This window comes from Pseudomonas sp. s4, from assembly GCF_046764235.1.
GTDB classification, from domain to species: Bacteria; Pseudomonadota; Gammaproteobacteria; order Pseudomonadales; family Pseudomonadaceae; genus Aquipseudomonas; species Aquipseudomonas asiatica.
In genome coordinates this window covers 2,349,038-2,369,300 of the sequence record NZ_CP177209.1, presented here as the reverse complement: position 1 = coordinate 2,369,300, position 20,263 = coordinate 2,349,038, and the positions used below count along the sequence as shown (strand labels likewise).

22 protein-coding genes are annotated in these 20,263 nt (G+C 63.5%); 9 read left to right on the top strand and 13 right to left on the bottom strand.

The window, feature by feature from the left end; translation table 11 throughout:
* The first annotated feature begins 9 nt into the window (after positions 1–9).
* Entirely contained in the window at positions 10–381 is a 372-nt protein-coding gene (locus ACK56M_RS11245) for a DUF2784 domain-containing protein (RefSeq protein WP_015269945.1), read from the top strand.
* Here the strand turns inward: ACK56M_RS11245 and tam are convergent.
* From tam to ACK56M_RS11230, 3 genes are all read right to left on the bottom strand, one after another.
* Positions 371–1,147 (bottom strand): trans-aconitate 2-methyltransferase, encoded by a 777-nt coding sequence (gene tam / locus ACK56M_RS11240; RefSeq protein ID WP_015269944.1) that lies wholly within the window; start codon positions 1,145–1,147, stop codon positions 371–373. The two genes, ACK56M_RS11245 and tam, sit on opposite strands and share 11 nt — an antisense overlap.
* Before the next feature lie 129 nt (positions 1,148–1,276).
* Positions 1,277–2,686, bottom strand: coding sequence for an amino acid permease (locus ACK56M_RS11235; protein WP_013972050.1), 1,410 nt, complete (start codon positions 2,684–2,686; stop codon positions 1,277–1,279).
* Positions 2,686–2,961 (bottom strand): hypothetical protein, encoded by a 276-nt coding sequence (locus tag ACK56M_RS11230; protein ID WP_411959469.1) that lies wholly within the window; start codon positions 2,959–2,961, stop codon positions 2,686–2,688. Before ACK56M_RS11230 ends, ACK56M_RS11235 begins: the two co-directional genes overlap by 1 nt.
* A gap of 47 nt (positions 2,962–3,008) precedes the next feature.
* Here ACK56M_RS11230 and ACK56M_RS11225 point away from each other — a divergent pair, with 47 nt between their 5' ends.
* On the top strand, positions 3,009–4,433 hold the full coding sequence (locus ACK56M_RS11225) for a PLP-dependent aminotransferase family protein (protein ID WP_015269943.1): 1,425 nt from the start codon (positions 3,009–3,011) through the stop codon (positions 4,431–4,433).
* Positions 4,434–4,776: 343 nt separating this feature from the next.
* Here the strand turns inward: ACK56M_RS11225 and ACK56M_RS11220 are convergent, their stop codons facing one another.
* The 3 genes from ACK56M_RS11220 to ACK56M_RS11210 are packed head-to-tail and all read right to left on the bottom strand — an operon-like array spanning position 4,777 to position 8,375.
* A complete protein-coding gene (locus ACK56M_RS11220; protein WP_015269942.1) occupies positions 4,777–5,799 on the bottom strand; it encodes a histone deacetylase family protein in 1,023 nt (340 codons plus the stop codon).
* Complete coding sequence (locus ACK56M_RS11215; RefSeq protein WP_411959468.1) at positions 5,799–7,040, bottom strand: Zn-dependent hydrolase; 1,242 nt, start codon at positions 7,038–7,040, stop codon at positions 5,799–5,801. Before ACK56M_RS11215 ends, ACK56M_RS11220 begins: the two co-directional genes overlap by 1 nt.
* A gap of 30 nt (positions 7,041–7,070) precedes the next feature.
* Entirely contained in the window at positions 7,071–8,375 is a 1,305-nt protein-coding gene (locus ACK56M_RS11210) for an MFS transporter (protein WP_013972046.1), read from the bottom strand.
* 291 nt (positions 8,376–8,666) lie between these two features.
* Between ACK56M_RS11210 and ACK56M_RS11205 the strand changes: the two genes are divergently transcribed.
* The 3 genes from ACK56M_RS11205 to ACK56M_RS11195 all read left to right on the top strand — a co-directional run bounded on the left by ACK56M_RS11205 (position 8,667) and on the right by ACK56M_RS11195 (position 10,708).
* Complete coding sequence (locus tag ACK56M_RS11205) at positions 8,667–9,575, top strand: LysR family transcriptional regulator (protein WP_411959467.1); 909 nt, start codon at positions 8,667–8,669, stop codon at positions 9,573–9,575.
* 88 nt (positions 9,576–9,663) lie between these two features.
* Complete coding sequence (locus ACK56M_RS11200; RefSeq protein WP_411959466.1) at positions 9,664–10,059, top strand: hypothetical protein; 396 nt, start codon at positions 9,664–9,666, stop codon at positions 10,057–10,059.
* A gap of 16 nt (positions 10,060–10,075) precedes the next feature.
* Positions 10,076–10,708: a BRCT domain-containing protein gene (locus ACK56M_RS11195; protein ID WP_015269938.1), complete on the top strand. Its 633-nt coding sequence runs from the start codon at positions 10,076–10,078 to the stop codon at positions 10,706–10,708.
* A gap of 15 nt (positions 10,709–10,723) precedes the next feature.
* On the opposite strand, the gene ACK56M_RS11190 is transcribed toward ACK56M_RS11195, so the two are convergent.
* From ACK56M_RS11190 to ACK56M_RS11175, 4 genes are all read right to left on the bottom strand, one after another.
* Complete coding sequence (locus ACK56M_RS11190) at positions 10,724–11,005, bottom strand: type II toxin-antitoxin system RelE family toxin (RefSeq protein ID WP_085721569.1); 282 nt, start codon at positions 11,003–11,005, stop codon at positions 10,724–10,726.
* On the bottom strand, positions 10,995–11,240 hold the full coding sequence (locus tag ACK56M_RS11185) for a type II toxin-antitoxin system Phd/YefM family antitoxin (protein ID WP_013972043.1): 246 nt from the start codon (positions 11,238–11,240) through the stop codon (positions 10,995–10,997). Before ACK56M_RS11185 ends, ACK56M_RS11190 begins: the two co-directional genes overlap by 11 nt.
* A 243-nt stretch (positions 11,241–11,483) precedes the next feature.
* The gene (locus ACK56M_RS11180; protein WP_054572951.1) at positions 11,484–12,590 is read right to left on the bottom strand and encodes an alkene reductase; all 1,107 of its coding nucleotides are present in this window, start codon (positions 12,588–12,590) and stop codon (positions 11,484–11,486) included.
* Positions 12,591–12,620: 30 nt separating this feature from the next.
* Positions 12,621–13,814 (bottom strand): MFS transporter, encoded by a 1,194-nt coding sequence (locus ACK56M_RS11175; RefSeq protein WP_015269936.1) that lies wholly within the window; start codon positions 13,812–13,814, stop codon positions 12,621–12,623.
* 735 nt (positions 13,815–14,549) lie between these two features.
* On the opposite strand from ACK56M_RS11175, the gene ACK56M_RS11170 reads away from it, so the two are divergent.
* On the top strand, positions 14,550–15,092 hold the full coding sequence (locus ACK56M_RS11170) for a WYL domain-containing protein (RefSeq protein WP_015269935.1): 543 nt from the start codon (positions 14,550–14,552) through the stop codon (positions 15,090–15,092).
* A gap of 256 nt (positions 15,093–15,348) precedes the next feature.
* Positions 15,349–15,828, top strand: a complete 480-nt coding sequence (locus ACK56M_RS11165; protein ID WP_137137396.1) for an REP-associated tyrosine transposase — start codon at positions 15,349–15,351, stop codon at positions 15,826–15,828.
* A 99-nt stretch (positions 15,829–15,927) separates the two neighbouring features.
* On the opposite strand, the gene ACK56M_RS11160 is transcribed toward ACK56M_RS11165, so the two are convergent.
* On the bottom strand, positions 15,928–16,650 hold the full coding sequence (locus tag ACK56M_RS11160) for a hypothetical protein (protein WP_015269933.1): 723 nt from the start codon (positions 16,648–16,650) through the stop codon (positions 15,928–15,930).
* Positions 16,651–16,728: 78 nt separating this feature from the next.
* Positions 16,729–17,031 carry a DUF3077 domain-containing protein gene (locus ACK56M_RS11155; protein WP_015269932.1) on the bottom strand — a complete coding sequence of 101 codons (303 nt, stop codon included), beginning with the start codon at positions 17,029–17,031 and terminating at the stop codon, positions 16,729–16,731.
* A gap of 197 nt (positions 17,032–17,228) precedes the next feature.
* On the opposite strand from ACK56M_RS11155, the gene ACK56M_RS11150 reads away from it, so the two are divergent.
* Positions 17,229–17,852, top strand: a complete 624-nt coding sequence (locus ACK56M_RS11150) for a glutathione S-transferase family protein (RefSeq protein WP_015269931.1) — start codon at positions 17,229–17,231, stop codon at positions 17,850–17,852.
* Between the two features lie 130 nt (positions 17,853–17,982).
* Here ACK56M_RS11150 and ACK56M_RS11145 read toward each other — a convergent pair whose 3' ends face one another.
* Positions 17,983–19,158, bottom strand: coding sequence for an MFS transporter (locus ACK56M_RS11145; RefSeq protein WP_191472879.1), 1,176 nt, complete (start codon positions 19,156–19,158; stop codon positions 17,983–17,985).
* Between the two features lie 94 nt (positions 19,159–19,252).
* On the opposite strand from ACK56M_RS11145, the gene ACK56M_RS11140 reads away from it, so the two are divergent.
* Entirely contained in the window at positions 19,253–20,161 is a 909-nt protein-coding gene (locus ACK56M_RS11140) for a LysR family transcriptional regulator (protein ID WP_054572955.1), read from the top strand.
* The last annotated feature ends 102 nt before the right edge of the window (positions 20,162–20,263 follow it).

The following is a 20,263-nucleotide window of genomic DNA, read 5'->3' as shown; positions in this document are numbered from 1 at the left end:
ACACAACCCATGCTCTACCGCCTTGCCGCCGACACCCTGGTCCTGCTGCACCTGCTCTTCATCCTGCTGGTGCTGTTCGGCGGCCTGCTGGTACTGCGTTGGCGCCCTGCCCTGCTGCTGCACCTGCCGGTGCTGGCCTGGGGCCTGGCGGTGGAGTGCCTGCACCTGGGCTGCCCGCTGACCACCTGGGAAAACCGCATGCGCAACGCGGCTGGTGACGCGGGCTACCAGGGCGGCTTCGTCGAGCACTATATCTGGCCGTTGATCTACCCCGCCGGGCTGACTCCACACATCCAGCTGCTGCTGGGCACTTTCGTGCTGCTGCTCAACCTCGGCGTCTACGGTTACGTGGCCTGGCGCTGGCGCCGCCCTAGCGGGTAGCGATCACGAACAGCCGCGGGAACGGCAACAGCACCTTGCCATCGGTGGCCGGCGGGTAGTCGCGTTGCATCGCCTGCAGGTACATCTGCAGGAAATCCGTCTGCTCCTGGGGATCCAACCGCGCCAGGTACGGTCGCAAGGCCGAACCCTTGAACCATTCCACCACGGCTTCTGCGCCACCGGCCAACGGGTGGTGGTAAGTGGTGCGCCACACATCCACCCGTGCACACAGCGGGCTGAGCAGGTCGTAGTAGAACGCCGCGCTGTGCCGTGGCGGCAGCTGGAAATCAGCGAACTTCGCCGCCCAAGGTCCCTGGCTGGCGATTTCGCGCAGTTGCCGGTGGGCCGGCTCATCGAGGTTGTCCGGGGTCTGCACGGCCAGGCTGGCACCTTCGCTCAGCTGGCGCACCAGGTGCGGGTACAGCGAGGCGTGGTCGGGTACCCATTGCAGCGAGGCATTGGCCAGGATCAGGTCCTGCGGCTCGGGGGCGGACCAGCCGGCAATGTCAGCGATGACTGTGCGCACGCGGGGGATGCACAGCCGTTTGCGCTCGCGGGCCTTGTCGATCATGTCCGGGTCGCTGTCCAGGGCCGTCACCTGGGCATCCGGGTAACGTTGCAGCAGCACCTCGGTGGAATTGCCAGGGCCACAGCCCAGGTCGGTGGCGTGGCGTACAGGGCGTGCCGGTACAGCGGCCAGCAGGTCACGCACCGCGCGGGTACGCTCGTCTTCGAATTGCGAATACTGGGTGGCGGACCAGGCCATGTGAAGCTCCTTTGGGCGGGCAATGTGTTCAGCATATGCCATGTAACAGGCGGCCATATACCCCTGGCCCAATAACGCAAAACGGCCGGGTCCCCCAGGGAGCCGGCCGTTTCGAGAAGCGAGTGACGCTTAGTGCTGCTTGCCAGTACGGATCTGGTGCACTACACCCATCGCCACCACGATTGCCGCGGCGATACCGGTGGAAATCACCAGGATCTGGTAGTCAGGCATGAAGGCCATGGTTACCAGGGCGGCCACGATGAACGCGATCACCAGGTAGGTCAGCCATGGGAACAGCCACATCTTCAGGCGTACTTCCTTGCCTTCGGCAACCAGCTTGCGGCGCATGCGCAGCTGCGAGAAAGCAATCACCAGGTACACCAGCAGGGCAATCATGCCGGTGGTGTTCATCAGGGTTTCCAGCACGTCTTTCGGGCGCAGGGTCTCGCTGAAGTTGATCAGCGCACACACCACGGCCACGGCGCACGAACCCATGATCGCGTACACCGGTACACCGGTGCCGGCGCGGGTGATCTTGAAGAACGACGGCGCGTCGCCACGCTGGGCCAGGGAGAACAGCATGCGCGAAGCGGTGTAGTGGCCCGAGATCAGGCAGCTGCTCACCGAGGTCAGCACCACGAAGTTCATCAGCAGCTCGGCATATGGCACGCCCAGCAGCTCCAGGGTGCGGCGGTAGGCGCCATAGCCGGAAACGCCCAGGTGCGGGTCGTTCCACGGTACCAGGCAGACGATCAGGAAGATCGAACCCACGTAGAACAGGCACACACGCCAGACCACCGAGTTGGTCGCCTTGACGATCTGCGCGGCCGGGTCCTTGGCTTCGGAAGCGGCGATGGTGACGATTTCCGCGCCGAGGAAGGCGAACATCACCCCGAGCAAGGCACCGATCACTGTGGTGATGCCGTTGGGCATGAAGCCTTCGGCGGTGAGGTGGCTGATGCCACGTACTTCACCGAACTGCCAGATGTTCAGCACGGCAGCGGTACACACGATCAGGAAGCAGACGATCGCGATCACCTTGATCAAGGCGAACCAGAACTCGAACTCACCGTAGTGCTTGACGTTGAAGAAGTTGACGGTGATCAGCAACAGGGTCGTGGCCAGCACGAACACGTTGACGCTGACGTCGGGGAAGAAACCATGCAGGATCTTGCCCGCCACATAAGCTTCCCAGGCCATGAGGATGACCCAGTACCACCAGTACAGCCAGCCGATGGTGAAACCGGCCCAACGGCCGATGGCGCGATCGGCGTAGGTGGAGAACGAACCGGTGTCTGGCGAGGAAGTCGCCATTTCACCCAGCATGCGCATGATCAGTACCACCAGGATGCCGCCTGCCAGGTAGGCCAGCACAGCAGCTGGGCCGGCGCTGTGAATCACGCTGCCGGAACCGACGAACAAGGCGCCGCCGATAACCCCGGCGATCGACATCATCGTCAGGTGGCGCGACTTGAGCGAGGCACTGAGCTTGCTCTCATGCCCGCTTTTCGCGGTGGTGGTTGTGGATGTTGCGTCCATCAGTTGTGTACCCCGTGCTTCTTTTTATCCAAGGAAAACTGTGAAACCCCGATGGCTGGCGGTTTCACGTACATCAGTGCTAATGCGCGCAGGATGGTGTGAGCGAACACACGCAGGCCTTCCATGGCGGCCTGCTGACGCGCCCCAAGGCAGGCGCCTGGAGCGAACTGAACATGCTTTAGGTGGCGATATCTGACACCTAATGTAAAAATGTCCGACGCAGAGAGCCATGCACAGTGGCATGAAACTCGCACTGCACTGTACAGGTCGCCCATGCAATACACCTTGCAAACGCCGGGCGATACGCAACCTGAAGGCCCAAATGTTCGAATTACATCCAGACTCCTCGACCCCGCTGGTGAACCAGATCATCGACGGGCTGCGCGAGCTGATCGACAACCAGACCCTCAAGCCAGGCGCCAAGGTCCCCTCGATCCGCGCCTTTGCCGCGAGCTATTCGGTGAGCACCTTCACCGTGGTCGAGGCCTACGACCGTCTGGTCGCCCAGGGCCTGCTGGTGAGCCGGGGCAATGCGGGGTTCTTCGTCAACCGCGCGGCGGGCGAATTGCTCGACCCGCACAACGCCGAGGCCGACACCAGTCGACCAACGTTCAACTCCGAGTGGTACCTGCAGCAGATCTTCGAAATCCGCCAGCTGCCGTTCAAGCCTGGCTGCGGCTGGCTGCCCAACGACTGGATGTACGAAGACGGCCTGCGCCGCGGCCTGCGCCAGGTGGCCGGCAGCCCGCTGGAGCTGTCGGGCTACGGCGACCCCATGGGCCTGATGGAGCTGCGTGCACTGACCGCACAGAACCTGCAGCAGGAACTGTCGATCGTCGCCAACCCGGCGCAGCTGATGCTTACCCATGGCGCCAGCCAGGCCCTGGACCTGGCCGCGCGCACCCTGGTACGCCCGGGCGACGTGGTGCTGGTGGACGACCCCGGTTACCCCAACCTGATGAGCATCCTGCGTACCCAGGGCGCGACTCTGGTCGGCGTGCCGCGCACACCGGCCGGCTACGACCTGAACCAGCTGGAGCAGTTGCTCACCCATCACCGCCCCACTGCATTCTTCACCCAGCCGCACCTGCACAGCCCGACCTGCTCGCGCACGCCGCTGCCGCAGCTGCACCGCCTGCTGCAACTGGCCAGCCAGCACGGCTTCCGCCTGGTGGAGAACAACCTGTACGCCGACATGGTCGCCGAACCGCAGCCGTGCCTGGCCAGCCTCGACCACCTGCAGCAGGTGGTGTACGTGGGCAGCTACTCCAAGAGCATTTCGCCCAATGTGCGGGTCGGCTACATGCTGGCCAACCCCGAGCTGATGCAGAAGCTGCTGCACCTGAAAATGCGCTCTGGCCTGACCACCTCGCAGGTTATGGAGCGTGTGGTGTATGCCGCGATCATCGACGGGCGCTGGCGCAAGCACCTCAAGCGCCTGCGCCAGCGGCTGGCCGAGGCGCACCAGGAAGTTGGCCGGCATCTGCATCGGCTGGGCTTCGAGCTGTTCATCGAGTCGGATGAAGGGATGTATATCTGGACCCGCCACCCAGCGATTCCGGACAGCGCGGCGTTGCTGGATGATGCGTTGGAGAAAGGCATCATGTTGGGGCCTGGGCAGTTGTTCATGGTCGATGCCAAAGCGACCGGCTGGATGCGGTTCAACGTGGCGTTCAGTACCGAGCCGGCGATGTGGGAGTTGCTGGAGAAGGTGTTGGTGAAGCATGTGCGGCGGGGTGGGGTGTAACGGGCTGCGGGGTGTTCGCCACAACACCTTCAGCGCCTATGAGATCGAGCGCCGCCCGCGCGGCGCTTCGCGGGACAAGCCCGCTCCCACATCTGTTTCGGGCCAGTCACTCCTGTGAGGGCACCTGTGTCCGCCTTGTTTGTTCCATTCGATATCGAGGGGGCGCGACTGCTCTTCATCGATCTTCAGCCATGCCCCAAGGCTGCAACCTATCTGGCGCAGGAGTAATTGGCCCGAAACAGATGTGGGAGCGGGCTTGTCCCGCGAAGCGCCGCGCGGGCGGCGCTCGATCTCATAGGCGCTGAAACTGTCAAGGCAAGCACCTGTCAGCCCCGACACTACGTTATCGCCAGTCCGCCTTGTCGGCAAAAAACGCCTGCGCATTCGCCTCCAGGCTCTCCAGGTGATACCCCCCTTCCTGCACGATCAGGCACGGCAAGCGCATCGCCCGAATCCGCTCGCCCAATACCGCAAACCCTTCAGTCGTCACCGCCACCTTGCTCTGCGGGTCGAGTTCGTAGATATCGAACCCCAGCGACAACACCAGCACCTCGGCGCCGAAGTCCTTCACTGCAGCCAGCGCAACCTCCAGCTGGCCCATGAAGTCCGCTTCGCTAGCCCCATGCGCCATCGGCAAGTTGAGGTTGTACCCCTCCCCCGCACCGCTGCCACGCTCGTCCGCGAACCCGGCCACACCCGGGTAGAAGTTGGTGGGGTCGCCATGCACCGACACATACAGCACATCCCGGCGGTCGTAGAAGATTTCCTGAATCCCCTGCCCGTGGTGCATGTCGGTATCGAGGATGGCCACGCGGCTGTAGCGGCTGCGCAAGGCCTGGGCAGCGACAGCGGCGTTGTTGAGGTAACAGAAACCACCGGCCGCATCGAAGCGCGCATGGTGGCCTGGCGGTCGGCACAGGGCATAGGCCGCCGGCTCGCCGTCGAGAATGGCCTTGGCACCGGCCACTGCGCTTTGCGCAGACCAATAGGCCGAGCGCCAGGTGTGTTCGCCTACAGGGCAGCTGCCGTCAGCCAGGTAGCGCCCGGCCTGGGCGAGGATGCCGCGCAAGGCGTTGGGTTCACGCACGAAGATGTTGGACATGACCTCGTCGCCCCAGTCCTCGGGCACTTCCTTCCAGCGCGCATGGGCCTCTTCGAGGAAGGCCAGGTAGGCCTCGCCATGCACTGCCTTGAGCGGCTCGAGGCCGGCGTCCTCAGGCTGACGGATGTCGAAGCCCAGATCCTTGGCCGCCTGCAGCAGGCGCTGGGCACGCTCGGGGACTTCCTGCGGGGTGCGCATGGCGCCGCGCGAGTAGTAGCTGCGTGGGTGGTGCAGCAGTTGTTCGGGGTGGAAGTAGCAACGCATCAGGCTTCTCCTTGTTCGACAATGCCCGCGCGGGCCAGCACGGCATTGAGCAGTACATCGGCACCCTGGCGGGCGTCGTCGGGCAACACGTCTTCGGCTTCGTTGTGGCTCAAGCCGCCGACACAGGGGATGAACACCATGGCGGTCGGGCAGTAGCGGGCCAGCAGGATGGCGTCGTGGCCGGCACCGCTGACGATCGACTGCTGGGCATAGCCCAGGCCATCCACCGCCTGCTGCACGGCGGCTACGCAATCGGCATCGAATGGCGTGGCCGGGCTTGTCCAGTGGCGCTCGATACGCACCTGCAACCCGCGTTGATTGGCGATGGCTTGCAGCTTCAACGTCAGCTCGCGTTCCATCGCCTCGATGGCTTCGTCTCGGTGATGACGCAGGTCGACTGTGAACTGCAGCAGCCCCGGAATGGTGTTGCGCGAGGACTTGGCGATGGACAGTTCACCCACCGTGGTCAGGCCTTCAGGGGCAAAATCGGCAGCCAGTTGCTCGACTGCCTGGATCATCCGCGCGGTGCCATACAGGGCATCCTTGCGCAGTGGCATCGGCGTGGTACCGGCGTGCGCGGCCATGCCTTCGACCGTGACGTCGAGCCATCGGATAGCCTGCCCGCCGCTGACCACGCCAATGGCCTTGGCGTTGTCTTCAAGGATCGGACCTTGCTCGATATGCGCCTCGAAATAGGCATCGACCTGGCCGCCCAGCGGGCGCCGGCCGGCGTAACCGGTGCGTTGCAGTTCGTCGGCGACGCTGATGCCATCGGCGTCGCGAATGGCCAGCGCTTCGTCCAGCGCCAGGGTACCGGTGAACACCGCCGAACCGAACATGGCCGGGGTGAAGCGGGCGCCCTCCTCGTTGGTCCATACGGCGATTTCCAGCGGCTTGCGCGTCTGGATGTTCAGGTCATTGAGCCGGCGCACCACTTCAAGGCCTGCCAGCACACCGTAGACGCCATCGAAACGGCCGCCCTCAGGTTGGGTGTCGAGGTGGCTGCCCATCATCACCGGCGCTGCATCGGGGTCGCTGCCAGTGCGGCGGGCGAACAGGTTGCCGATGGCATCCACAGTCAGCGTCAGGCCGGCTTCGCGGCACCAGTGGCTGAACAGTTCACGGCCAGCCTTGTCCTCGTCGCTCAGGGCCAGGCGGCAGCTGCCGCCACGGGCAGTGGCACCGATTTCGGCCATGGCCATCAGGCTCGCCCACAGGCGTTCGCCATTGCTTTTCAACATGTGCGGGTACTCCAGAAAAAAGCGGTTCGATCAGGCCAGTTCCAGGCGCTGGCTGCGGGCGTACTGGCGCGCCAGGGCGAGCACGCAGACCAGCGAAATGGTTGCGATCAGGGTGTAGAACACCGCCATCGGCCACCATTGGCCGGTGAAGGTGTGGGCCAGCCACGTACCGATCAGCGGGGTCAGGCCGCCGGCGATGGCGCCGCAGATCTGGTAGGCCAGGGATATGGCGGTGTAGCGCACGCGGGTGTCGAACATGCCGCTGACATAGCCGGCGATCACCGCGTAGAACGACGCCATGCACGCTGCGGCCAGGGCGATGCCGAGCACGATCAACGGGCCCTGGCCAGAGCTGACCAGCACGAACATCGGGTAAGGCGAGGCCATCGCCAGCAACGCGACCAGGGCCAGGAAGCGGGTGGCGCCGATCTTTTCCGATAGCCAGGCGGCCAACGGCTGCACGCAGAACTGGATGATCGCCACGAAGAACAGGCACTCCAGGATCAAGGAGCGCTCCAGGTGCAATTGCGTGGTGGTGTAGCTGATCATGAAGGTGTTGGTAAAGTAGACCCCGGCAATACCCAAGGTATTGGCACCGATGCATAGCAACAGCGGGCGCCAGGCCGTGCGAAGCACTTCGAATACCGGGGCCTGCTCCTTGCGCCGGGCCTTTTCCGCCTGCTCGCGGCTGGCGATGAACTCGGGCGACTCATTCACCCCCAGGCGAATCGCCAGGCCCACCAGCAGCAACAGCGCGCTGGCCAGGAACGGCACGCGCCAGCCCCAGTTCATCAGGTCTTCTTCCGGCAGGCGGGTGACCGCGCCAAAGGCCAGCAGCGACAGGATCAGGCCCGCCGGGCTGCCCAACTGGGCGAACGAGGCAAAGAAGTTGCGCCGGCCCTTGGGTGCATGTTCACCGGCCATCAGCACCGCCCCGCCCCACTCACCGCCCACGGCAATGCCCTGGACGATGCGCAGCAGGATCAGCAGTACCGGCGCGGTGGCGCCGATTTGTGCGTAGGTCGGCAGCAGGCCGATGCCCACGGTGACGATGCCCATCATCAGCAAGGTGATGACCAGCGACTTCTTGCGGCCGATACGGTCGCCCACGTGGCCGAAGACGATGCCCCCCAGCGGCCGGGCGAAGAAGCCAACGGCGAAGGTGCCGAACGCGGCCATGGTGCTGAACAGGCTGTTGTCGGAGGGGAAGAACAGCGCGCCGAACACCAGGGCGGCGGCGGTGGCGTAGATGTAGAAGTCGTACCACTCGATCATGGTGCCGATGAACGCGGCGGCGGCGGCACGGCGTGGCTGGGGGGAAGCGGTGGGCTTCATGGGGGCTCCTTTGCTTGTTGTTCTGGCAGGAGTTGTCAGGGGCACGGGGGCGCTCTTGTGGCGCTTGACCTGTTGAATCGGTGTTGGATTCTTCGCGGGCTCGCCCGCTCCCACAGGTACTGCGCAGCATTCGAAACTTGTGGTAACCCTGTGGGAGCGGGCAAGCCCGCGAAGAATCCAACACCGACTCGGCAGGCCTCGATACCTGCGATTTATCGGCCCGGGGCTATGATTAGTCAATTTTCTATTTATTATTCGAAATATTAGCCTTGCTTATTATCGAGCCCTGCCATGCCCGACCGTCTGCTCAACGACCGCCTCGACTGGAACCTGCTGCGCACCTTCCGGGTCATCGGCCAGGAGCTGTCCATCAGCCGTGCGGCCGCCCGCCTGCACCTCACCCAGCCGGCAGTGAGCCAGGCGCTCAAGCGCCTTGAAGAACAGCTTGGCCGCCAGCTCATCGCCCGCCGCGGGCCGCGCTTCGTGCTGACGGAAATGGGCGAGCAGCTGTTCCAGCTGGCTGGCGAGGTCTATGGGCAGATGTCGCAGATCGGCGGCTTGCTGGAGCAGCCGGCGGACGAACTGGTGGGCAAGGTACGCCTGCTGATGATCAGCCGTATCGTCAACGAACACTTCGACGACTTCCTCGCCGACTTCCACCGCCAGCACCCGCGGGTGGAGCTGGAGATCGACGTGATGCGCAGCTCCGACATCGTTGCCGCCCTGCAGGAAAAAACCGCCACGGCGGGCCTCAGCCTTAACCGGCGTGCGCAGCCACGGCTGGAGCAACGGTTGTTCCTGCGCCAGCGCTATGCATTCTTCTGTGGCAAGCACCACGCATTATTTGGCCAGGACGAGGGCGATCTGCAGCGCGAGAACTTCGTCAGTTTCACCAGTGACCAGATTGGCGGCATGCTGTCGCCCCTGACCATTTTCCGCGACCAGCAGGGGTTTGCCGGGCGGATCGTGGCATCGTCACCAAGCCTTGAGGAGGTACGCCGGCTGGTGATTGCCGGGTTTGGCATAGGTTGCCTGCCCGAGCATGTGGTAGCGCCGGATGTAGGCGCCGGGTTGTTGTGGAAGCTGCCGCCGCAGGAAGGGATTGCCGATGTGGATATCCACCTGTTGTGGAACAGGGAGCAGCGCTTCAGCCGCGCGGAAGAGGTGTTTATCGAGGCGTTGCAGCACAGCCTTGACTGAACGCAGAGCTGGGGTCGGCGAGCACTGGACACGATAGTGGCCAATTAGTAGCATCCAGACCAACTGAACATTACGGACAATCTCAGTCATGGATCGAGCTACCGGGGTCATTCGACGCCCCATTCATCACCCCATCCGCCCCTTGATCACCTGGGAAGAAGCATGGAAGGGGCCCGACGAGGGCTTGATCCGCTGCTGGGAGATTGGCCGTGAGCGGGCTCTGGCCCAGCCAGAACTTGCCCGGCACTGCGCCGATGGCGCGCTCCCGGTGCTAGGTTGGAAAGGTGGCCATGATCGCGCATTGAAGAAACCGATGAAGTACGGTTCGTTCAAGTACCTGGCGCAATGGCAGGGCCTTCGCGGCGAGGATCTGTTCATCGATACGCGAACAGAGCTCACCCTGACCTGTAATCACACCGGCATGATGACAACGTTCACACCGGACCAGGAAAAATACGCCAACGCTGTGATGCTGATGGAATAGCAACGAGGAACAGGGAATGGTCGATCTTCATCAGGAATTTCAGAACAGCCGCTTTTTTCACGAAGCGCGGATCGCGCAGCGCTCGGTTGATGGGTTGATTGGAATCGCTGCGGGCCTGACTGCTGACAATCAGGTCAATCAACAAGAAGCCGAGTTCCTCAAAGGATGGATGGAGCAGCAACTCGTTCATCTTGAGGATCCGGTCATCAATTTGCTGTACCGGCGCCTGAGCGACATGCTCAAGGACAATATGCTGGATGCTGCCGAGTCGGCTGAACTGCTTGAGCTATTGCAGCAGTTCACCGGCAAGCCGCGCTGCAGCGACAACCCATTCTCTTCACCCACCTCACTGCCACTCGATAACCCCGAACCCACACTGGAGTGGACAGGCCGCATGTTCCTGTTTACCGGCACAATGGCTTACGGGCCTCGCAAAGCATGCGAAGCGCTGGTAGTCGAACGTGGGGGTTCAATCGCCGCGGGGGTGAACAAGAAGACCCACTACCTGGTCATTGGCAGTATTGGCAACGAGCAGTGGCTGCACAGCAGTTATGGCACGAAGATCAAGAAAGCCGTGGAAATCAGGGAAGCGGGTGCGAACATTGCGATCATAAGCGAGGCGCATTGGCAGCGTGCGGCGTTTGGTTGATGGCCATGATGGCGTTTACCGCTTCTGAGCGGATCGATACACCTCGCTACGCTCGCGTTTGCCAACCGATACCACCACTACAACGATACGCTCCTCCTCGACTCGATAGACGAGGCGATATCCAGAGGCCTTGAGCTTGATTTTGTAGTGGTTCGGCAGGTCACGCAGCGCGTCGGCCTGTACCTTGGGTGACTGCAGGCGCTCGGCGAGTTTTTTCTTGATCTGTTCGCGCACGGTGTGGCCTAGCTTGCCCCACTCTTTCAGTGCCGAAGGCAGGAATTCGAGTTTATAGGTCATCCAGGGAAACCGGTACGCCTTTTTCACCCAACCTCGACTTGGCCAGTTCGCTCAATTCGAGATCTTCCAAGCGCTCCATCATGGCCTCGTACAGTTCGGCCGGCACCATGTAACCCATCACGCGGTTGTGATTGAGCACGGCGACGGGCATACCCGCAGCGCCGGTCATCACCGCGGATGGGTTCTTTTTCAGTTCCGACACGCTTACGGCCACGTCAGCGAATATGTTTTGCATGTTTGCACCCTCAATAGAGAGCCATATTTTGGTCCATATATAGGACACAAACAAGTCGTCACTGCTCAAGCATAGAGGTGAGACACGACAGGCGAAATGCCGTCTTTGTGGGAGATCGACCAGCCCTTTGAATCCAACGCGGTGCATGGCACCGGCTGCGCCGGTGTTCGCGGCTAAAGCCGCTCCCACAGGGTCCCTGCTAACTCAATGAGTCATTTGCAGTTCCATGAGGAGCGGTCGGGGTCAGGCTGTTGCCATGACCGGATAGTCGGTCAGGCCATGGGCATCACCACCGAACAGCGTGGCACGTTCGTGCTCGGCCAGGGGCGCATTCAGTTTCAGCCGCGCCGGCAGGTCCGGGTTGGCCACGAATGGCCGGCCGAAGCCGACCAGGTCAGCCCAGCCCTCCTCCAGCGCGCGCCGTGCACGTTCGCCGGTGTATTTGCCGGCATACACCATCACCCCGGGGAACACCGCCCGCAGCTGTTGCTTGAAGTCCACCGGCATGTCCGGCGCGTCATCCCAGTCGGCTTCGGCAATGTGCAGGTAGCCGATGCCGATTTCACCCAGGCGCTTGGCCGCTGCGGTATAGGTGGTGACCGGGTCGGCGTCGACACAGCCATTGAGCGTGGTCAGCGGCGCCAGGCGTACGCCTACACGCTGGGCGTCGCCGGTACCTTCGACCAGCGCACGGGTGACCAGGTCGAGGAAACGCAGGCGGTTTTCCAGCGAACCGCCGAAGCGGTCGGTGCGGTCGTTGGCGCCGGAATCGAGGAACTGGTTGACCAGGTAACCGTTGGCCGCGTGCAACTCGACACCATCAAAACCGGCGGCCATGGCGTTGCGCGCAGCCTGGCGGTATTGCTCGATGGTCTCGGCAATTTCCGCTTCGCTCAACGCGCGCGGCTTGGAAGCCTGGACAAAGCCTGGCGTGCCGTCGGCATTGTCGATGAACACATTCACGCCTTCAGCCTGCATCGCCGAGGACGACACCGGTGCCTGGCCACCAAGCAGGCTGCTGTGGCTGAGGCGGCCGACGTGCCAGAGCTGGGCGAACATGCGCCCGCCCGCGGCATGCACAGCCTCGGTGACCAGGCGCCAGCCGTCGATCTGCGCCTGGGTGTGGATACCCGGGGTGCGGGCGTAACCCTTGCCCAGTGGCGAGATCCAGGTGCCTTCACTGACGATCAGCCCGGCACTGGCGCGTTGTGCGTAGTACTCGGCCATCAGCGCGGTCGGTACATCGCCAGGCTGGGCAGCGCGGGAGCGGGTCATCGGTGGCATCAGCACGCGGTTGGCCAGGTTAAGGGCGCCGAATTGCAGGGGTTGGAACAGTGGATCTTGAGCCATTGCGAGCATCTCCGTAAGGCGAATCAGGGGTCAGGCGCGGCTGACGACAGGTTGTGGCTGGGCAGGTACGCGGCGGTCGAGGCGGCCGCTGTACAGGGTCAGGGCCAGGGCACCGAGGGTGACCAGCGCGGCAATCCATGGGGTGTGGCCGAGGCCGAGCTGTTGCACTACCTGGGCACCGCCCCAGGAGCCACCGGCCACACCCAGGTTGAATGCGGCGATGTTGAAACCGGCAGCCACGTCGACTGCGTCGGGGGCGACCTTTTCCGCCTGCTGCACCACGTACACCTGCAGGCCCGGCACATTGCCGAAGGCCACCGCGCCCCAGGCCAGTACGGTGATTACCACCAGTACCGGATGCGGCGCGGTGAAGGTCAGCGCCAGCAGCACCACGGCCAGCAGCAGGAAGATGATCGACAGTGCCTTGACCGGGCCTTTGCGGTCGGCCAGGCGGCCGCCCCAGATGTTGCCCAGGGCAACCGAAACACCGTAGGCGAGCAGCACCAGGGCGACGCTGTTGGCGCCGAAGCCGGCGAGGTCCTGCAGGATCGGGGCAAGGAAGGTAAAGGCGATCAGCGAGCCGCCGTAACCCACGGCAGTCATGGCATACACCAGCAGCAGGCGCGGTTGCAGCATCACCCGCAGTTGGCGCAGCAGCGGTGCCGGCTGGCTGTGCTGGATGCGCTTGGGCACGAACAGCAGTGCGCCGAGCAGCGCCACCAGGCCGAAGGCAGCCACCACCAGGAAGGTCACGCGCCAGCCGAAGTGCTGGCCGATGAAGGTACCCAGCGGGATACCGGTGACGAAGGCCACGGTCATGCCACTGAACATGGTGGCGATGGCGCTGGCGGCTTTTTCTTTCGGCACCAGGCTGGTGGCGATGATCGAGCCCACCGAGAAGAACACCCCGTGGGCCAGGCCGGTGAGGATGCGCGCCATGATCAGCGATTCGTAGCTGGGCGCCTGCCAGGCTACCAGGTTACCGGCGGTGAACAGCGCCATCAGGCCGACCAGCAGCAGCTTGCGCGGGACGCGACCGGTCATGGCGGTGAGCAGGGGCGCGCCGATGGCGACGCTGAGGGCGTAAAGGCTTACCAGCAGGCCGGCCGAAGGCAGTGTCACTGCCAGGTCATTGGCGATGGTCGGGATGAGGCCGACGATCACGAACTCCGTGGTGCCGATGGCGAAGGCCGCCAGGGTCAGGGCTAACAAGGCGAGAGGCATTTGAGAATCACCTGTGGAAGGTTGGGATGGGTGGATTCTCGGGGGGACGTGGGGATGGGAAAAAGATGGGCGCGGGACAATGAGTTTTGATCTGGAAGCAAAGGTTGCGACTGGGCTGTTGCGAAAGGGTCAATCTTTTGTGTTGCCTGACAGACGCATTCGCGGGCACGCCCGCCACCACCGGTGCAGCGCTGCGGGTCGACGGCGGCGTGGTCGACAGCCTGGCTATCTGAATTCAACCCCGGCTACCAAGCGACCGAAGCGCTGTTCAAGGCCATCTATGAAGGTGGCTTGGAAGCCTTGGCGAAAACCCCCGGCTAAGTGAATTGGGGCTGCTTTGCAGCCCACACCCGTCTCGAAAGGACCCGCACCCAATCGCTGGCGCGTGACGGCAGTTTTGCCGAGCTCTGCCTGCTCGATGCAAGCCTGGTCATGCATATCCACAGCGCGCTCAGCGACACCGCCGCGGCCGCCGTGCCCTGCCCCGCCCTGACCGCCTGGCAGGCCTTGGCCAAGGTTCCCGAAGGTGCCACAGCGCCGCGAGTTCACCTTCTCTGCTTTGCCACAGGCTCTGCGGCAGCTGAAAGAGGGCCAAGGCACAGGCAAATGGGTGACGCGCCTGGACTGAACGCTAAATGCGAAAACTTGGATCCCATTCTGCTACAAGGTATGCTGAGCAATAGCTAAACGCCACTACTTAGGCAGGCTTCGTGCCTGCCTTCAAGGACGAGCCCTTTGCCCAGCCACCCTACCCGCCACACCATCGCCCGCCAATGGCAGTTGCTCAAGCTGCTGCCAGGCCGTCACCCGGGGATGAGTTCCACCCAGTTGCAGGCCGCCCTGACCACCGTTGGCCATATCACCAGCAAACGCACGGTCGAACGCGACCTGGTCGAACTCGCGGCACTGTTCCCGCTGCAGTGCAACAGCAAAGGCATGCCCTACGGCTGGTACTGGCAAGCGGGCCTGAGCCCTGGCGAAGCGCAACAGCTGCAGCCCGATGCGCTCACACCTGCGGAACAGGTCGAGTTGCACGCCTGGGTCGATGATGCCCTTGCCCGGCGCCTTGAGGCGTCGCCGCTGTCGGCAGATATGCAACTGACGCTGCAGGCGGAAGGTGGTGCCACCCTGGTAGCTACCGTCGACGACAACCGCTCGCTGATGGGCTGGCTGCTGTCCCAGGCCGGCTCGATCCGCGTGCAGGCGCCGCAGGCATTGCGACAGGCCATGCTCGTGCAGTTGCGCCAGAGCCTGGCGCTGCACGAGGGTGGTTGTTGACCGGCAAGAACACCAACCCCGTGGCGAGTCACTGACTACCAGTGCCATTGGGCACTGACCTGTAGGAGCAGCCTTGTGCTGCGAAGAGGCCGGTACTGACCAAACATGTGTATCGCTCGTACCGGCCTCTTCGCAGCACAAGGCTGCTCCTACAAATGTGTATGACTGAAAAAACGGGTAACGATCTGCCAACGTCGGTAGCGTCTGGGATCTCTATTGTAGGTATCCCACACGGAACGGATGCGAGGAAGATTACATGGATCGTGCTGAGGCCAACCGGCTAGGTCGGGGGCGTTTTTCAGAGCCTGGCAGGCTGTACCTGCTGACCACTGTCACCCATGCACGCAAGCCACTGTTTCAGGATCTTCGTACAGCTCGCCTGGTCATCAGTGAGCTGAGGCAGACGGAACGCCTTGGCGCTTGCCGCTCACTTGCCTGGGTGCTGATGCCTGACCACTTGCATTGGCTGGTGGAGCTGCGTGCCGTCACATTGAGCAGCCTGATGCGACAGTTCAAATCGCGATCTGGTACGGCACTGTGCAAGGCGGGCGTGAGCCCGGGCCCAGTCTGGCAACGCGGGTTTCATGACCGAGCGCTGCGCCAGGTAGATGATGTGCGCAAGGTAGCCCGATACATCGTTGCCAACCCTCTGCGGGCTGGCCTGGTAGCAGAGATTGGCGATTATCCACACTGGGACGCAGTATGGCTCACTGACAGCCTGCACAACTCCTTGTAGGAGCAGCCTTGTGCTGCGAAGAGGCCGGTACAGGTGGTACACATGTTCAGTCAGTACCGGCCTCTTCGCAGCACAAGGCTGCTCCTACTGGTGAGGCGTTCAGTGCGGGTTACGGCGCGACAGGCAGGCATACCCCAGGCCCAAAACGCTGGCCGCCAATACGCCCAGCAGCATCATCAGCTCGCGGCTGTAGCGGGCCACCCAGGCCGGGAAACCGATGACCTCGCGGTAAACCTGTATGTCAGCCTTGCCATCGGCGTGACTGATGCTGACCCCGCCCTGGCGGATCTGCGAATAGTCTGCATCGAAATACACCCATACCTTGCATACGCCACCCGGCTCGATGGTGGGGATATCCGCTTGCATGGTGGAGGTTTCCACGATGGTGTCATTGCCAGCTGCATCGCGCACCTGCACCAGGCCTTTCGCCGGCAGGCGGATTTTCACCTGGCGCACTTGCGCATCACCACGGTTGCGCAGCTCGATGAGCAGACCGGTACGGTGGTCGACCAACCCGGCCTCGAAGGGCTTGGCGAACAGCTGGGCATACGGCGCCTGGGCCATTTCGATCAGCCGCTCGACCTGATCGTGGCTCAGCCCGCCCTCGCTGATGGCATTGATACGCCCCTGCAACTGCTCGTACTTGAGCTGTTCACTGGCTTTGGTGATGCGTTCGCTGAACTGGCTGGGATAGGTGAGGTAGGCATAGGTCAGCGATGCCTCCAGGCGCGGGTTACCCCTGAGCAACCCATAGGCGGCCAGCAGGACCATCAGGCCAAGCAGCACGGCTACGAGGAGTTTCCCCACCTTGTCCCAGCTCAATGCGAACTTCCTTCTGTCGTGATACAGAGATTCAAACTGACCAAGGGTGCCAAGTTCATGGTCCCCAGGCAAGCCTGACTAAGGCTCCTGCTCGCCTCCCCGAGCCTGGCGCAACTGCTGCAACTGGCCGTCGATCAGCGCCTTGGCCATGCCTGCCAGGTAGTACGTGGCCTGCATCATCGCCTTGCGGTCACCGGGCCGGTCGATGGCCTTGCGGGTGAGTTCGGTAATACAGCCCATGATGCTCGAGGCCTCCATCAATGCCGTGCGCATCGGCAATTGCGCGTTCATCTGCACCAGTTCGGCACCGCCGTTGCCAAAACGGCCCGCTGCACGCACGACATTGAGATTGCCGCTTTCTTTCGGAGTGTCTTTGTCCATGTCCATTTCCTCGGGTTACGAGCGTGCCGAGACTAGGGCGCTGCCTGCCCCGCCACAATAACCTTGGGGGTGGAAAGGCTTACTTTCGGAAATGGACTACAAGAACCCTACAAAGAGGACGCTCCGCCACCCCGCTGGCTCTTGACCGGCAAGCGGCAGTGACGGACGATCAATCCCCCCTCACAAGGATGAACATCATGCTACGGATATTGGGCAGAGCCTCCTCCATCAATGTGCGAAAAGTCCTGTGGGCATGCGCCGAGTTCGAGGTCGCGTTCGAGCGCGAAGACTGGGGGGCGGGCTTCAAGCCCACGGACAGCGCCGAATTCCTTGCGTTGAACCCGAACGCCATGATCCCGGTGATCCAGGATGGCGACTTCACCCTGTGGGAATCCAACAGCATCATCCGCTACCTGGCCACGCGCTATGGTGCCACCGCGTTCTACCCGGGCGAGGCGCAGGCGCGGGCCAGGATCGACCAGTGGATCGACTGGCAGGCCTCGGACCTCAACCGTTCCTGGAGCTACGCGTTCATGTCGCTGGTCAGGCATTCGCCGGCCCACCAGGACCCACAGGCCCTGGCCGCCGGCTGCGCGGACTGGGCGCGCTACATGCACATTCTCGACCGCCAGCTGGCAAGCACCGGTGCCTACGTGGCCGGCAGCCAGTTCACCTTGGCCGACATCCCCATTGGCCTGTCGGTCAACCGCTGGTTCGAAACGCCCTTCGAGCACCCGCACCTGCCGGCCGTGCGCGACTATTACGAGCGGCTGAGCGAGCGCCCTGCCTATCACCTGCATGGCCGCAACGGTACGCCGTGATGGGCAAGACTGTGGGGCTGCCTTGCAGCCCATCGCGACACAAGGCCGCTCCTACAAGGAATCGCGGTTTCCTGTAGGAGCGGCCTTGTGTCGCGATGGGGCGCAAAGCGCCCCCGAAGATCTCCACCTGTTACACAGCAACTTGACTCGCCGCAGCCCCCGCCCGCCCCCGCCAAGCGAACAGCAGCACCATCACCAGGCCCAAAACCGCCATCGCCGCCCCCGCCAGGGAAACCGCCGAATACCCAAGCCCGGCATTGATCACCGCTCCACCCAGCGCCGCACCAATCGCGTTACCCAGGTTGAACGCCCCGATATTCACCGCCGACGCCAAGTTGGGCGCATCGTTGGCCGCCTCCATCACCCGCATTTGCAGCGGCGGCACCAGGGCAAAGCTGGCAGCGCCCCACACCAGGATCGCCAGCGCAGTCGGCAGCGGCCAGTCCATCACCAGCGGGAACACCAGCAACACCGCAATCAGCACGGCCAGCGACAGCATCAGGGTACGGTCGATCGAGCGGTCCGCGGCCTTGCCACCCCACACGTTGCCCAAGGTCAGGCCGACACCGAACAACACCAGCATGGCCGTGACGAAGGTAGTGGACGCTGCCGCCTCGCTCTGCAGGATCGGCGCGATGTAGGTGAATACCGTGAACATCGCACTGGAGCCCACCACGGTCAGCAGCAATGCCGCCAGCACCGGCCCGCGGCCCAGCACGCGGATTTCGGCCATGGCCCCGCCACCCTTGGGCGACGGCACATCGGGTAGTGCGTACCAGAGGGTTGTCATTGCCACCAGGCCGAGCCCGGCGATGCCCCAGAACGCCATACGCCACCCCAGCATTTCACCGAACCAGGTCGCCAGCGGCACACCGCCGATGGTGGCCAGGGTCAACCCCATGAACATGGCGGCCACGGCACCGGCGCGCTTCTCGGGCGGCACCACGCTGGCCGCGACGATAGAGCCGATGCCGAAGAACGCACCGTGGTTCAGCGAGGTGACCACACGGGCGACCAGCAGGCTGGCATAGTCGCTGGCCAGGGCCGACATCAGGTTGCCGAGGGTGAAGATGGCCATCAACCCGATCAGCAGGTAACGCCGCGGGATCTTCACCGTGGCCAGGGTCATCAGCGGTGCACCGATCAGCACACCGATTGCATAGGCACTGACCAACAGCCCGGCTGCTGGGATGGAGACGCCAAGATCGGTGGCGATGCTGGGTAACATGCCCATGGGGGCGAACTCGGTGACCCCGATGCCAAAGGCACCGATGGCGAGTGCGACAAGAGGTGGATTGATACGCATGGCAAGCTCCTTATCTGTGCTGCAAATGCTACGATCCGAAGCTGAGCCGCACTAGACTGCATTTTTGCGAACCACCTTTGCTCAAGAGGCACAAATGGACTTCAGTGGAAGATCCGGAGAGATGGAAATATTTGCCAAGGTGGCCCAGGAGGGCAGCCTGTCCGCCGCCGCCCGCGCGCTGGGCCTGACGCCTTCGGCGGTGAGCCGCATCCTCGCGCGGACCGAACAGCGCCTGGGCACCCGCCTGCTGCTGCGTACCACCCGGGCGATCACCCTCACGCCTGAGGGCGAAGCGTATCTGCGCGGTGCACGGCGGGTGCTGGCCGACATGCTCGAAGTGGAAGAGGCCATCACCGACCAGGGTGTGCCCCGCGGGCGCTTGCGGGTCAGCGCAGCACTGGGCCATGGCCGGCTGACCGTGGTGCCGTTGCTGGCGGCGTTCAGCGCGCGCTACCCGCAGGTGCTGGTCGACCTTACCCTCAGCGACGAAGTGGCCGACATTCTCGGCGGCCAGGCCGATGTGGCGCTGCGCTTCGGCCACCTGCCGGACAGCTCGTTGAGCGCCCGTGCCATTGGCGAAACCGGCCAGGTGATCGTCGCCTCGCCCGAGTACCTGGCGCGCTGCGGTACCCCGCTTGTGCCAGAGGACCTGGCCCGGCACAACTGCCTGCGTTTCAACTTCCGCCGCGCCGCACCCGACTGGCCGTTCCGTCGCGACGGGCAGGCATTCTCGTTGAAGGTGACGGGCAATATCGAATGCAGCAGCGGCGAGGCCCTGGCGCATCTGGCCAGGCTCGGCGCCGGCGTGGCGCGCATCGGTACCTTTACCGTGGCCGATGACCTGGCCAACGGGCAGCTGGTGCCGTTGCTGCAGGCGTACAACCCCGGTGATCGCGAGCCGATCCATGCGGTGTTCGTCGGCGGCCCGGCGATGCCGGCGCGGGTGCGGGTGTTCGTGGATTTTCTGGTGGAGCAACTGTCAGGCATGCCCAGCGCCTTGTAGGAGCGGCCTTGTGTCGCGAAAGGGCTGCAGAGCAGCCCCAACAGACTATGCACAGTTGCTGAAATCCAGGGGCCGCTTTGCGGCCCTTTCGCGACACAAGGC